The 12,989-nt window shown below is 44.3% G+C and carries 16 protein-coding genes; 1 reads left to right on the forward strand and 15 read right to left on the reverse strand.

Annotated features, from left to right (window positions below; genetic code table 11):
- Positions 1-640 precede the first annotated feature (640 nt).
- The gene (locus HF864_RS00005; protein WP_169461103.1) at positions 641-1,339 is read left to right on the forward strand and encodes a VTT domain-containing protein; all 699 of its coding nucleotides are present in this window, start codon (positions 641-643) and stop codon (positions 1,337-1,339) included.
- Here the strand turns inward: HF864_RS00005 and HF864_RS00010 are convergent.
- The 15 genes from HF864_RS00010 to ccpA all read right to left on the reverse strand — a co-directional run bounded on the left by HF864_RS00010 (position 1,262) and on the right by ccpA (position 12,829).
- Positions 1,262-1,918: a TIGR01906 family membrane protein gene (locus tag HF864_RS00010; protein ID WP_169461104.1), complete on the reverse strand. Its 657-nt coding sequence runs from the start codon at positions 1,916-1,918 to the stop codon at positions 1,262-1,264. The two genes, HF864_RS00005 and HF864_RS00010, sit on opposite strands and share 78 nt — an antisense overlap.
- Positions 1,887-2,672, reverse strand: a complete 786-nt coding sequence (locus HF864_RS00015) for a TIGR01457 family HAD-type hydrolase (RefSeq protein ID WP_169461105.1) — start codon at positions 2,670-2,672, stop codon at positions 1,887-1,889. The genes HF864_RS00010 and HF864_RS00015 overlap by 32 nt, the downstream gene beginning before the upstream one ends.
- Entirely contained in the window at positions 2,669-3,259 is a 591-nt protein-coding gene (locus tag HF864_RS00020; protein WP_169461368.1) for a YutD family protein, read from the reverse strand. The genes HF864_RS00015 and HF864_RS00020 overlap by 4 nt, the downstream gene beginning before the upstream one ends.
- 62 nt (positions 3,260-3,321) lie before the next feature.
- Positions 3,322-3,927 (reverse strand): metallophosphoesterase, encoded by a 606-nt coding sequence (locus tag HF864_RS00025; RefSeq protein ID WP_169461106.1) that lies wholly within the window; start codon positions 3,925-3,927, stop codon positions 3,322-3,324.
- A gap of 63 nt (positions 3,928-3,990) precedes the next feature.
- Positions 3,991-5,190, reverse strand: a complete 1,200-nt coding sequence (locus HF864_RS00030) for an acetate kinase (RefSeq protein ID WP_169461107.1) — start codon at positions 5,188-5,190, stop codon at positions 3,991-3,993.
- Positions 5,191-5,217: 27 nt separating this feature from the next.
- Positions 5,218-6,225: a class I SAM-dependent methyltransferase gene (locus tag HF864_RS00035; RefSeq protein WP_334312690.1), complete on the reverse strand. Its 1,008-nt coding sequence runs from the start codon at positions 6,223-6,225 to the stop codon at positions 5,218-5,220.
- Positions 6,226-6,441: 216 nt separating this feature from the next.
- Positions 6,442-6,981, reverse strand: a complete 540-nt coding sequence (locus tag HF864_RS00040) for a competence type IV pilus minor pilin ComGF (protein WP_169461108.1) — start codon at positions 6,979-6,981, stop codon at positions 6,442-6,444.
- A gap of 4 nt (positions 6,982-6,985) precedes the next feature.
- On the reverse strand, positions 6,986-7,288 hold the full coding sequence (locus HF864_RS00045) for a hypothetical protein (RefSeq protein ID WP_169461109.1): 303 nt from the start codon (positions 7,286-7,288) through the stop codon (positions 6,986-6,988).
- Positions 7,242-7,694 carry a type II secretion system protein gene (locus HF864_RS00050; protein WP_169461110.1) on the reverse strand — a complete coding sequence of 151 codons (453 nt, stop codon included), beginning with the start codon at positions 7,692-7,694 and terminating at the stop codon, positions 7,242-7,244. Before HF864_RS00050 ends, HF864_RS00045 begins: the two co-directional genes overlap by 47 nt.
- On the reverse strand, positions 7,691-7,999 hold the full coding sequence (gene comGC, locus HF864_RS00055) for a competence type IV pilus major pilin ComGC (protein ID WP_205882227.1): 309 nt from the start codon (positions 7,997-7,999) through the stop codon (positions 7,691-7,693). The genes HF864_RS00050 and comGC overlap by 4 nt, the downstream gene beginning before the upstream one ends.
- A gap of 1 nt (position 8,000) precedes the next feature.
- The gene (locus tag HF864_RS00060; protein WP_169461111.1) at positions 8,001-9,074 is read right to left on the reverse strand and encodes a type II secretion system F family protein; all 1,074 of its coding nucleotides are present in this window, start codon (positions 9,072-9,074) and stop codon (positions 8,001-8,003) included.
- On the reverse strand, positions 8,992-9,966 hold the full coding sequence (comGA, locus tag HF864_RS00065; protein WP_169461112.1) for a competence type IV pilus ATPase ComGA: 975 nt from the start codon (positions 9,964-9,966) through the stop codon (positions 8,992-8,994). Before comGA ends, HF864_RS00060 begins: the two co-directional genes overlap by 83 nt.
- A 169-nt stretch (positions 9,967-10,135) precedes the next feature.
- A complete protein-coding gene (locus HF864_RS00070; protein WP_006500211.1) occupies positions 10,136-10,879 on the reverse strand; it encodes a YebC/PmpR family DNA-binding transcriptional regulator in 744 nt (247 codons plus the stop codon).
- Positions 10,880-10,961: 82 nt separating this feature from the next.
- Positions 10,962-11,798 carry a hypothetical protein gene (locus HF864_RS00075; RefSeq protein ID WP_169461113.1) on the reverse strand — a complete coding sequence of 279 codons (837 nt, stop codon included), beginning with the start codon at positions 11,796-11,798 and terminating at the stop codon, positions 10,962-10,964.
- 14 nt (positions 11,799-11,812) lie between these two features.
- Positions 11,813-12,829 carry a catabolite control protein A gene (gene ccpA / locus HF864_RS00080; protein ID WP_169461114.1) on the reverse strand — a complete coding sequence of 339 codons (1,017 nt, stop codon included), beginning with the start codon at positions 12,827-12,829 and terminating at the stop codon, positions 11,813-11,815.
- Positions 12,830-12,989: the final 160 nt, after the last annotated feature.

Below are 12,989 nucleotides of genomic sequence, written 5' to 3' on the forward strand. Positions count from 1 at the left end.
ATATAAAATATAAGAACTTGAAAAGCTCAAATTTAAATTAAGCGAATTGACTTCGCAAATGTTTTTGCATCAATCGTAATGATTGATGACCCTGCACATTTGTGTTCGTCGAAACTGTATTCAGTTTTCAAAGGTCTACCATGTAACCGATTTAGTCGATCAGTTACAACGCTTATTATTTTAACACTTGTAAATTATTTGTCAAGAACTTTTTAAATTCTTTTTTCAAACATTTCAAACAAGCGACTTAAATAATATATCATGAAGTCATTTAACTGTCAACAACATTTTTAATCATCAGCAGTTAATCGAAGCAAAGTTCGCTGTAATCAACGTCTGCCTCATCGACAACGTTAACTACTATACCGATAATCAGAGCCTGAGTCAATGCTATTTTCTATTTTTCTTAACGTTTTTTTCAATCACATACAATCACTAGCGATTGATGTTATATCCAACGCAAAAAGCGATCATTCTTATCTTTAGTTCTCTCAATAATTGGTATTTTTCGATTACGTTACGAGGTGATTTAGAATTGTTTACGTTTTTGTTTAGTTTAAGGATTATTCTTCAAAAAGTTCATAATTGCTGTTAAAATCTTAGCGGTAATTGAATATTAAGAAAACTAAAGGAGTCTCGTATGTCGACTTTAATCGATTTTATCCTTCACATTGATACTCATCTAATTCAGATCGTTAATCAATTTGGTGATATCAGCTATCCAATTTTGTTTTTGATCATCTTTATCGAAACTGGGGCAGTAATCCTACCATTTCTGCCTGGTGACTCATTGCTGTTTGCCGCCAGTGCCTTAGCAGCAAACGCAAGCTACCATCTGAACATTTGGATCTTTGCATTTGGTTTCTTGTTTGCCTGTCTTTTGGGTGACTCACTTAATTTCTTGATTGGTCAAAAAATCGGCAAGAGTCTTTCAAATCACTCCTGGTTCGGTAAACTGATCGATAAGCAGAGTCTTGAAAAAGCGGAGGCCTTTTTTGAAAAACATGGTGCACCAGCCATCATCTTGGCCCGCTATATGCCAATTATTCGTACCTTTGCTCCTTTCGCCGCTGCTGGATCCGGCTTCCCATACCGCCGCTTTATTTGCTACAGCATCATCGGCTGTGTGAGCTGGGTAACGATCTGCTGTTCATGCGGTTATTTCTTTGGTAACCTGCCTTTCGTTCAGGCTCATTTCTCGGCTATCATCCTGGCAATCATCGTGGTTACCTTAATGCCTGCCGTAATCAGCTTTATCAAGTCAAAGCTTTCGAACAAGGCGGCGCAAGTAACGATTGATACACCATTGAATCAAGGCCAGGAACAAGATGGTGAATAGCCACCAAATTCCAAAGAGAGTCGCAAAAAACGTATCAGGAAACAAGTTGATAATTGGATTGGCAGTCGCTGAAAACACCCAATTCATATTTGAAAAGGCCAGATAATGAAATCTGATGAAAAAATCATCAAAATCAGCAATCGCTAATAATCCTACAATTATCAACAGTGCCAATAGGCTTTTCAAGGGACCTGACAGCTTCCACAGCTGCCAGGTCCTTTTTTCATATCTCAATGCCAGGCCAGCACCAATCAATGCCACTATAGTCATCCAAAGAGTCATAATGATCAAATGCCTAACATCGCTAAAATGAGCCACGGCATTATCAGTCATTGGAATACCAGCCAGTGTTAATGGCGGCTGAGGCCAAGGCAAGATCAAGTATAGCAATAGGTGACCATAATCTCTTAAAACCAGCGCTTTTGAAAGATGCAGAAAATGGTCCGGAATTCTTAAGAGCAATGGTGAGATCAACAACGTCAAAAAAAGGGCAAGCCCTGCTACTGCAGTAACCAACAGCAGCAATACAAGGATTGTCCTTACAGCATCAATTATTTGTATTTTCAATGATCCATTCATCAAGCGTATCCACCGTATAAGTTGGTTTGATTTTTTCTTGTTTAATATCGGCTGGCTTTGACAGACCCGTATAAACCAGCAGCGTATCAACGCCTGTATTGATACCGGCCTTAACGTCAGTTTGATAATTGTCACCAACCATCAAGACTTCTGACTTTTTCAGCCCGCTTGCCTTTAATGCCATCTCAATAATCGTCTTTTGCGGTTTGCCAATCATTATCGGTTCTTGTTGTGTAGCATAGCGAACCAGTTCAACCAAGGCACCAGCACTTGGAATCATCCCCTCTTCACTAGGTAGGTTGGTATCGCCATTGGTACCAATAAAGGTTGCACCAGCGCGAATTGCCAGTGTGGCAATCTTAAACTGTTCATAAGTTACGTTGCGGTCAAGTCCGACCACAACATAATCTGGACTCTGATCAGTCAGCTTCATTCCCTTATTCAGCAGTGCATCTTTAAGTCCTCTTTCGCCAATTGCATAGACCCGACGCTTTTGTCCCGCGTGCTGATCTAAATAGTCAGCCGTTGCCATCGCCGAGGTATAGACGTTAGCCGAAGTGACATCGATATCATGATTTACTCTTAAATTTTCAGCAACTTCTTGTGGGCTGCGCGTACTGTTATTGGTTACAAACAGAATCTGCCGCTGATTTTGTTGCAGGCGCCTGACAAATCGTGCCGCCGCTGGAATTTTATCCTTACCGCGATAAACCGTTCCATCCAGATCAATAAAAAATCCTTGGTATTGTTTCATGCTTTCTCTCGCTTATTGTTCTTATTTTTAACGATTAGTTTTTGGCGATGCTTGCCGGTTTTAACGCGCCGTACCTCTTGATTGCGACGCTCTTTTAAAGGGGGCTGCCTAAGTGATTGACGAACCTCTTTAACAGCAGCACCAGACTGATGCTTTTTACCATTTCCTGAAGGCTTGCGTCGATTTGAGGATCGTCTGCCAGAACGATGCGGTTTTCTTGGCTGCTGAACTTCTTGATTGTGGACAATAAAATACGCACAGCCAAAGTTGCAGTCTTCATACAGATAGTCTTGAATGGTCTGCACGCCTTGTTCGGGATTATATTGCGGATTATCCGAACTGTAGAAGCCATGCAGCCGCAGCTGTCCATACCCCCAATCGCCAACAATGTAGTCATACTTACTCAGAATTGAGCTGAAACGATCGGCAAGTGCCTCTGCATCAAATGCATTTTTATAATCAACAACCAGAGTATATGCATGATTATTGATCAAAAAATGCTCTGAATCCTGCATCAAAACTCGGTAGGTTCCTTGCCGTTGCAGCTGGCGTTTTTCAATGTACTCTTCGATTTTGCTACGATTAATGTTAGCCACTCCTTTCTTGGTTTTTAACAAATGATCCAAACTATTATACTCATTGCCAAGACTTAATGTCGAGTCAGCTTTTCGGCTTTTGCCATGGCAATTGCCTCGGCTTGGGCAAGAGTCAGCGGCTCACCAAATGCCGGCCGGACACTCAGATAATCAAGCTCAGGAGAATCGATGCCAACGTTGACATTTTCTTTTACCGGAACGGCATAATGATGGATGTGACCGTGCAGATTTATGATCCGTGGCGCAATCCCCAGCATCATCGGATAATGCGTTAGGTAGTACTGACGATGGTTATATTTGATCAATGCACCAACGTCATGAAACCTAAACTTAGGCTCACCATTTAAATCATAGTTATGGGCAGCCAGATATTTAAACAGTTCTCTTCGATCATGATTGCCCTTGATTAATACCAGATGACCATGCAGAGCATTTAAGATCTCAAAAACTGCCTCATCGGCTTGTTTGGCCGGTTTGGCAAAATAGACGGCAATATCGCCTAAATGATACACGATATCATTTTCAGTAACCTTGGCATTCCAGTGCTCAATAATCTGTTCATCCATCTGCTTGGTACTGGCAAACGGACGCGGAGCAAAGTCGTCAATTCCCAGCAAATGCTGATCCAAAAAATGAGTATCCGATGTCACAAAACGCATTTTATCACCTCAAAACACAAAAATGGGACGCTGGCAAGCGCCCCATTTTAATTTTAACAGCAACTACTTGCTGGCCTTTTTAAGTCGTTCGATATCATGAACGATCATTAATTCTTCGTTGGTAGGAATAAGCAGCGTCTTGATCTTGGCGTCATCAGTTGACAGATCACGTTCAACGCCACGTACGTTATTCTTTTCAGGATCAATTGCAATCCCAAAGTAGCCAAGCTTGTCAGCTACGGCTTGACGAACGGTAATACTATTTTCACCAACACCCGCCGTAAAGACGATTGCATCAGCACCGCCAAGTTCGGCAATGTAGGCGCCAATGTAGCGAACGATCCGGTTGACATAAATATCCCATGCCAGCTGTGCACGCTCGTTACCTTCATTTTTAGCCTGCTCAACGTCACGCATATCGCTGGAGACACCAGAGATTCCCAGCAGACCTGACTTGTGGTTCAGCATATCAACCATTTCATCACTGGAAACGCCCAGCTTCTTTTGAACAAAGGCGACCAACGATGGGTCAACATCCCCAGAACGAGTAGCCATCGTAACCCCAGCTAATGGTGAAAAGCCCATTGACGTATCAAATGACTTACCGCCTTTAATGGCAGTAATTGAGGCCCCGGCACCAATGTGGCAAGTGATCAGCTTCAGATCTTCCAGCGGCCGACCCAGCATTTCGGCAGCCCGTGCCGCTACGTAGCGGTGGCTGGTACCATGAGCACCATATTTGCGGGCACCATACTTCTCGTACCATTCGTAAGGAACACTGTAAAGGGCGTTCATCTTTGGCATGTTGGCATGGAAAGCAGTATCAAAAACGGCAACTGCAAATGCATCCGGCAAAACTTCCTTAAATGCCTTAATTCCTTGTAATTCAGCAGGATCATGCAGTGGTGCATATTCTGCCAGAGCATCGATCTTGTTCATAACGTCTTCATCGATGACTACTGAGTCCTTAAAGTACTCACCACCGGCAACGATCCGGTGACCAACAGCCGTAATCTCATCGTAGCTGGCAACGATGTTCAAGTCCAGCAGCTGCTTGAGCAGATATTGAACTGCGGCTTCATGGTCGGCAAATGGCTTGTCTTCCTTTAGCTTTTGACCATCGCCATACTTGATTTCGGCATGACCGACTTCCAGACCGATTCGTTCAATCTGACCTTCTGCTACTACTTCTTCGCTTGGCATGTCAAACAGCTTGAACTTAACGGTCGAACTGCCGGCATTAACAGCAATCGTTTTTGACATTGGCGTAATCTCTCCTTTAATTAACTCTCAACTTTTAAGATTTGCAGCTACCCATGCATCAATCTGATTCATAAAGGCTACAAACTCAGCACGCTTCTTGACTGACGGAAAACTTCCCAACAAAACCTGTTTGGCTTGCTGACTGCCACCACCCTGACGCTGCAAAAGAAGAATTGATTTTTGAGCAGCCTGATTTTTGAAAAGCTCGGCTGGCAGATTAATCAATCCTTGGAAATGCGCTACGGAATGAATCCATTTGACAAAGCCCATCGTTTCTTCGGTCTGGAAAAGATTTGAAGGAACCAAAAATACACCAAAGCCACCCGGTTTTAGATAGTTCATCGATTGTTCGATCAACAGGTGATGAACGTATGAATGACCTTTTTGGGCGCGGGTTTGATAATTTTTGGTATTTTCATCAAGTGGATAGTATCCAACCGGCAAATCCGAGACGGCCAAATCACTTTGCGGAATATCCAAAGCCTCAATGGCATCCTGATGGAACAGCTCAACCGGCTCTCTTTGCAATGATACGCTGACACTGGCAACAGCCAGCAGCTCATCATCGTTGTCGATTCCATATCCTTGTATTGGCTGATCAATCGCCTCGCGCAGATGGTTCATTACCGTCGTCAACAGGTTGGCCGTTCCTACAGCCGGATCAAAAATCGTATATGGATGACTGCGATCAATGATTTTTTCAATCAGATAGGCCATCATAATGCCCAGTGTATCGGGCGTCATTTGGTGATTGGCCTGAATTGCATCCTTACGAATTACTTTTAACAGATCCAGCTGTAAAAGACGACGGACGGTTTCACGATCGGTATGCAACAGATCCAGCTGCTGATAAAGCTTGTTTAACTCAGCAACTGTCTCTGGTTTGGGCAAACCATCCTCAATGCGAACCTTGCCATTGTCAACCAGATTCTCAGCATTTTCAAGAAAAGCATCAAGATAAGAGCTGTTCAGATCTGCCTGCAATAGTTCCGTTGCGCGATCAAATGGTACAAATAGTTGTTCTGGTGTTGCCAGTTTTGGTCACTCCCATCCTCATTCGTCGTACGAAATTAGTTTACCCATTTTCATCAACAAATTCAAGGAAGCGCCCTCTCTTCTTGAAACTTAAAGGATGAGCCATCATTTAGAAAAACGATTGTTGATTGACCTTGATGACTGACCGTCCCTAGATTAAAGCGAAAACTGCCATGTCTACCCGCCAGATCTGCCATTGTCTGTGCAAGGAAGCGATCACTTAAACGATGAATGAGTTTTTCTTGACTGGCTTGGTAACGATACTGTGTCAGAATTGTCGCAGCTGTAAGTCCCATTACGATCATCGCTGCTAAAAGCGTGCTGCTCTGGTGACGGTGCCAGACTGATAATCGCCGTTTGCCGTCGATCATTGCTTCTTTTCACCTCCATCTTTAATCGCCGCTTGCTGAGCTGACTAAAATTTGCTTCCTTAATCTGATAAAGCATCGGTAAATAGCCACCACCATGCTGCAGCCTCAAATAGATGCGATCATTTTCAGCTACCAGCTCATAATATTTGTCGGTCGCTGCGCCATATAAAACCACATGTTGACGATCCTGGCAGTGACAAAGAGCAAATTGACGATCTGATGACTCCAGTTCAGTCACGAACAGATACCAGTCAGTCGGCATATCCAATGAGCGCTGATCAATTTTCTCCGTAGTTTTAACTATCTGACCCAAGACAATGATTGCAAACATGCTGATCAGCAGCGCCATTAAACTCTCAGCCAGTGTAAATGCAGCTTTTTTCAAAACATCACCGTCTTTCCAGTTTTAGAATACATCTTCCAGCTTGCTCAACTACAACCTGATCTTGATCTGCAGTTGCCGTCATTGATGCTTGCACGATGCTAACGCGATGCTTTTGCTCTTTAAATTCATCACCAGCTTCTTTTGCCAATCGACAGGCCATTAGACGCACATCCGCCTGCTTTTGCTGCTGATTCAGTCCATTCAGGCCGATCATTAAAAATACCGCGCTGATAGCTGCAATTGCCAAAGCCATCATGCTTTCACCTAGTATGATTGCCGGTTGGCCCTTTTTGAATTGCCTGAACATGATAGCTCCCCCATGCCAATTGAATCCGCATCTGATAATCCGTACCATCTAAAGTTGAAATAAATTCTTCTGTCTGCGGACTTACATAACCGGTCTTTTTCATTTCAATATCATTAAAGCGTTTGACAAATAGTGTTTCAGGAACCCTGATCTGTTCTGAGTCATTTGGCCAGCTAAAGACGATCAGATTGCGATGCCTTAAATAGACAACCCGGGTTGATTCTTGGCTGGTCTTAGATCGAACCTGAGCTGCCTGCCAAGCTTGGCGAAAGATTTGCCAAAACTGCCGCTCTGCATTTTTCTGAACTGCTCGATGCATTGATGGCCAGCTAATCAATAGCGTCAACGCAACGATTCCTAAGACAATTAGCATTTCAAGCAAGGTAAAGGCCTGCTGGCGTCTCATTTCCGCTCAGCCCTTCCGTTAACAACCTTGATGTGCTCACTAGTTGCTTTTTGAGCCTGTGCCGCAGTTAGATACTGATTTTCAACCAACTGATCAATACTTTGAGCTCTTTGACCGGTATCATTTTCATAAAGATCCAGCTGAGTCTGAACGACATTGGTCATTGCATTTTCGTGAATCTTGGTCGCATGTTCACGTTGCGTACTGAGATTTGGCAAAACAATCAATACCAACAGACTGATGATAAACAAAACGATTGCCATTTCCAGCAATGTAAACGCACGCCGGCGGGTTTTATTCAGCATTTCAATACACCTCCTGCAATGAATAATAAATCGGCAGTAAAATGCTTAGATACATCGAAACAATCCCAGCCGCAATCAGAATAAACAACACAGGCTGTACCAGTACTAAAATATGCATTGTTGACTGCCGGAATTTTTTAAACCTAAGCCGCGAAAAAATCGTCAGCTCCTGCCCCAATTGCTCATTGGACAAGCCTCGATTAATAAAGATTGCCAGTTCATCAGACAAAAAAGGCATGCTTAAGATAAAATCAGTGAGCTGCTTGCCTTGCGAGCCAAGCTCATATGCCATCTGACCAACCTGATGCAGCAATGAGTCATCGTCAAAACGGCTGGTCAACTGACAGATCTCATGCAGCGAAAAACCATGCTTTAACAAAATAGCCAGATTCGACGTTAGATAATAGTCATAGTAGTCGCGAAAAATCTTGCCAAACAGCGGCCAACGACACTGACGACGAACCTTTTTTAAAGTCGTCATATGTCGCCAGTGCCTAATCCCCAACAGTCCATAGATTAAAAAAGTGCTGCCAACAACTATGAGTGTTTCACCAAGCGGCCATTGTGCTGAGCTATTCAATTGATTTTCTTGCTGCCAGCTTCTAAGCTCCGGGAAGACAAAAATCAATAGTGCTCCCAAAATCATCCCCAGCATCAGCAGCAAAATCAATGGGTACTCCAGCAATGACTTCAGTTGACGTCGCTGCTGAGCCTGAACTTGTAAAAACTGTCCAATCTCTTTTAGCGTAACGGACAGGCTGCCGTGTTGCTCAGCCAATAACAGCTGATAATAAAGCTCGATTTTTACATAGGGTTTCAGCGCATCAGCCAGTAAACGACCAGACTGAAGCTGTCGATCAATGCCGGAAAAGAAGCTTGCTTGCTTAGGATAGGCACGCTGTGAAAATTGAACAGCGTGCTGCAATGAAAAACCAACTGTCAATAGATCATGCATCAATAAAAACCAATCAGCCTGCTGAGCCGTTTTAAAATTAGCCGGCTTGGTACGATTGGGCCACGCTTTTTTCCAGCCAGCCCTTGGCCACGCAATTTTTGAGCTGCTGATTCCAATCATCGGTCATCCCCGTCCTTTGCTTTACAAAACTTTCCTGCAGTTCATCATCAATCAACAAATCAAACAGTACTGCCAGATGTTTTTGCACCGTTGGTAAAAGGCGCTGGTAAAAAATCCCGCTGATGGCCTGCTGCAGATAAGACTCGTCAACATTCAACTGTCTTAGGCGAGCCAATGCTCCATAAACGCTGCGAGCATGAACGGTTGCCATAACCAGATGTCCGCTCAAGGCAGCTTGAATCGCCATTTGAGCCGTCTGTGGATCACGAATCTCACCAATAATAAAAATCTGCGGACGGTGTCTTAAGCCAACCTTGAGTAATTCTTGATAGCTCATTGCCGCCAATTCATTAACCTGCAGCTGAACAAATAGCGGCTCGGTAATTTCGACCGGATCCTCAATCGTCATCACAATGCACTGTTTGACAAACTGCCGTGCCAAATGATACATCGTCGTTGTCTTTCCTGATCCCATCGGTCCGGCAAACAGCATCAGACCACGCTTTTTGGCAGTCTGCTGCAATTTTTGCCATTGGGGCGGCACCAGCATCCGGTAGTCATTGCATAAACGATAGATAAACCGAACCACCAACGATTCCTGACCACGACAGTCCCCAACCGTCGACAGCCTCAAGTCAACCTTTCCGGCTGGTGCATGCCAGCAAAGCGATCCTGACTGAGGTCGGCGGTGCTCACTAACTGACATATCAGCCCGATACTTTAAATAGGCAATCAAACGCTGACCCTGTGGCCGTGGCCATTGCTGATAAAGCTGCAACTGTCCTTCGTGCATGATCAGCAGTCGATAGTAGCTGCGATATGGTAGAACATAGAGGTCTGAAACTCGGTAGCGAATCAAAACTGCAATATCTCGTGAGAATTCACTTTTCAAGACTATCCCCCCTTATCATTGCTATATGCCAAAAATAAAACATTGCATTTTTTATCTGAATTTAGTTTCTTAAAATAAAAGGCGCCCCCTCAGACCGCAGTCCAAGCGAGCGCAATTATTCATCAAAAAAAAGCCCAAGCATTGCTGCTTGAGCCTTTAAAAGCCGAAATTATTCAGCATCATCATCGTCTTCGATAACCCCTGCTTCGTAAATGTCGGCAACATCATCGTTGTCAGTCAGTTCATCAATCAAGTGCTTGTATTGACTAACTTTGTCGCTAGGAACAACCGTCGTATTTTGTGGGATCATGGTTACTTCGGCCGTGTCCAGTTCGTAGCCTTGTTCTTGCAGAGCGTCACGAACACTGGTCATGTCGCTTGGTGCCGTGAAAATCTGGAACTTGTCGTCAGTAGCCTTCATGTCTTCAGCACCTGCATCCAGAGCATCCATCAGCATGTCGTCTTCGCTCTTGTCCAGACCATCACGCAGGATTTCAATCAGACCCTTGCGATCGAACATGTATGAAACGGAACCACTGGCACCCAGTGAACCACCGGAATGCGTAAATGCAGAACGTACAGCGGCGGCCGTCCGGTTCTTGTTGTCAGTCAGGGCAAAGACCATTACTGCAACCCCACCTGGGCCATAGCCTTCATAGGTAACTTCTTCAAACTTGGCACCGCCAGCACCCGTAGCCTTTTCAATTGCCCGTTGAATGTTCTTCTTAGGCATGTTGGCTGCGTGGGCCTTATCGATTACCAGACGCAGTTGAGGGTTGTTTGCTGGATCAGGATCACCTGTTTTAGCGGCTTGGTACAAGTCACGAGAAATCTTTTGGAAAATCTTGCCACGCTTGGCATCTTGGGCATTTTTACGCCCTTGAATGTTATGCCATTTTGAATGTCCTGACATTACTAACTCCTCTTTTCTTATATAGATTTAGATAACAAACATTGAAATTTTACCAAATTAAGCTGGTAAATTCAAGGCTTTATCAGTGATGACGAATAATTCGTAAAATACCGCGCCAAAGCCACCAAACTAAAGCCAGGATCAACAGCAGCCACGCCATTTGCCATCCCTTGACCAAAACGTCATTACCAATTTTTACAATCGTTGACGCATAGTCCGGCTCAGTCTGGGCAGCCTGGGCGATACCAAGCTTGATCAACCAGACCAAGCCAAAGTACAGACCAGCTGTCCAAGTCGTTAACCAGCTGAAAATCTGCAAAAAGCAATGGGTAAACAGACTCCAGACCATCAAAACAGCTAGCGCAATCCCGCTTATAATCAGCATTACATTGACAACGGTCTTGATGGTCGTAATCGTCTTGGCTGCCGTTTGCACCTCAGAGGTATTCAGTTTTTGATTGACTTGATTTGTCAGCTGACTGTTAAATTGACTGGTGGCCGAATCAGGCAGCATTGAAGTTGAAAGACCGTATGCTCCCAACTCATCATCGACTTTTAACTGCAGCCTTTTTTCGATATTGGTCAGATCAAGCTTAATGTTTTTACCGGCATAAACCTGTTTAACGGCTTGTTTGACCAGTCGCTTGGTTTCTTTGGTCGTCAAAAGTGAACCAGAGACGCCATACTCGCTTAAGCTACTATTAACCTGCTCTTTTAGCTGCGTACTGATTGGTGAATCAGCCAGCTCATCGGCAGCAAAATCAGCATTCAGCACGGTTGCATTCAGCAATAGGCCAACCGCTATGATCAGCGTCAGTAAAACACCCAAAAACGATGCCCAAAAATGATGGGGATGAGGTTTTTTAACGGGAGCAGCAGTCTGTTTTTGCTGGCGTCGCATCTCTTCTCGAGACATCAAGAGTCAATCACCTTCTAGTGCGTTGATTGACGCTTCTCAAAACCATGTTCCAAAATAACGTCTTTGGATTCGTCTTCTTCGCCGTCTTCGTCTTTGCTGTTCATCAGTTTCGTCAAAAGCCGCATTGATACCGCACCCAAGTCGTACAGTGGCTGCGTAATCGTAGTCAGCTTAGGGCGCGTAATCTCGGTGGTCTTCGTGTTGTTTGAGGCAACAATCTGGAACTCATCAGGAACCTTAACGCCGTGATCAGTCAAACCGTTCATCAAGCCGGCCGCCACGCCATCATCGCTGACAAAAGCAGCCTTGGCACCACTGTCAACAATAGCTTGTGATTGCTTGTAGCCTTCAGCATAAGAATCATGTGTTTCAAAGATCAGCTTTTCATCAAAATCCTTGCCGGCTTCCTGCAGTGCCTGCTTGTAGCCTTCAATTCGGTATCGCTTGTTGATCGTGCTGTCTTTTGAGCCAACTACCAGTGCTACGGGACCATCAACACGCCCAATCAAGTACTTGACGGCCTGCTTGGTAGCTTCCTGATAGTCAATGCGAACCGTTGGCAACTCGTCATCATTGGTAACTGAACCGGCAACAACGACTGGAACGTTGGACGAACTGAATTCCTGGCGCAGTTCTTCAGAAATGTCATGACCCATAAAGATGATGCCGTCTACCTGCTTGGCCATCAATCCACGAACCACTTGCAGTGCCTTGCGGTCATCGGCATCCGAGTTGGTCAGGATCATATTGTACTTGTACATTGATGCAATGTCGTCAATCCCAAGTGCCAGTTCCGCAAAGTAGGCATTGGTAACGTCAGGGATCACAACACCAACCGTAGTCGTCTTCTTGCTGGCCAGACCACGGGCCACAGCATTAGGGCGGTAGTTCAGCTGCTTGATGACATCAAGCACTTTTTTACGCGTTTCTGGTTTAACATTGGGATTGCCGTTAACGACTCGAGAAACGGTCGCCATGGAAACGCGGGCTTCGCGTGCCACGGTATAAATGGTAACTGATTGTTTTTCCATAGTTTATAAGCCCTTTCTTTGTTGATTTTGGTTGCTTTCATCGGTTTTTCATAACCGCAATCAATATAACAAAATTAACGGTTTTGCGCAAACTTAATGATAAACAAATATGCTATAATATTAACAATTACTTAAAAAAATCTCATCTTATGCGTAAGGA

Source organism: Lactobacillus sp. MRS-253-APC-2B (assembly GCF_012843675.1).
Taxonomy (GTDB): domain Bacteria; phylum Bacillota; class Bacilli; order Lactobacillales; family Lactobacillaceae; genus Limosilactobacillus; species Limosilactobacillus pulli.

What these genes read in the sequence shown, in the direction of transcription:
- comGC (WP_205882227.1), bottom strand. Translation starts at nt 7,999, where the DNA reads ATGCTGAATAAAACCCGCCGGCGTGCGTTTACATTGCTGGAAATGGCA.
- HF864_RS00045 (WP_169461109.1), bottom strand. Translation starts at nt 7,288, where the DNA reads ATGTTCAGGCAATTCAAAAAGGGCCAACCGGCAATCATACTAGGTGAA.
- HF864_RS00010 (WP_169461104.1), bottom strand. Translation starts at nt 1,918, where the DNA reads ATGAATGGATCATTGAAAATACAAATAATTGATGCTGTAAGGACAATC.
- HF864_RS00015 (WP_169461105.1), bottom strand. Translation starts at nt 2,672, where the DNA reads ATGAAACAATACCAAGGATTTTTTATTGATCTGGATGGAACGGTTTAT.
- HF864_RS00070 (WP_006500211.1), bottom strand. Translation starts at nt 10,879, where the DNA reads ATGTCAGGACATTCAAAATGGCATAACATTCAAGGGCGTAAAAATGCC.
- HF864_RS00030 (WP_169461107.1), bottom strand. Translation starts at nt 5,190, where the DNA reads ATGTCAAAAACGATTGCTGTTAATGCCGGCAGTTCGACCGTTAAGTTC.
- HF864_RS00025 (WP_169461106.1), bottom strand. Translation starts at nt 3,927, where the DNA reads ATGCGTTTTGTGACATCGGATACTCATTTTTTGGATCAGCATTTGCTG.
- ccpA (WP_169461114.1), bottom strand. Translation starts at nt 12,829, where the DNA reads ATGGAAAAACAATCAGTTACCATTTATACCGTGGCACGCGAAGCCCGC.
- HF864_RS00050 (WP_169461110.1), bottom strand. Translation starts at nt 7,694, where the DNA reads ATGAGACGCCAGCAGGCCTTTACCTTGCTTGAAATGCTAATTGTCTTA.
- HF864_RS00060 (WP_169461111.1), bottom strand. Translation starts at nt 9,074, where the DNA reads ATGATTGGAATCAGCAGCTCAAAAATTGCGTGGCCAAGGGCTGGCTGG.
- HF864_RS00005 (WP_169461103.1), top strand. Translation starts at nt 641, where the DNA reads ATGTCGACTTTAATCGATTTTATCCTTCACATTGATACTCATCTAATT.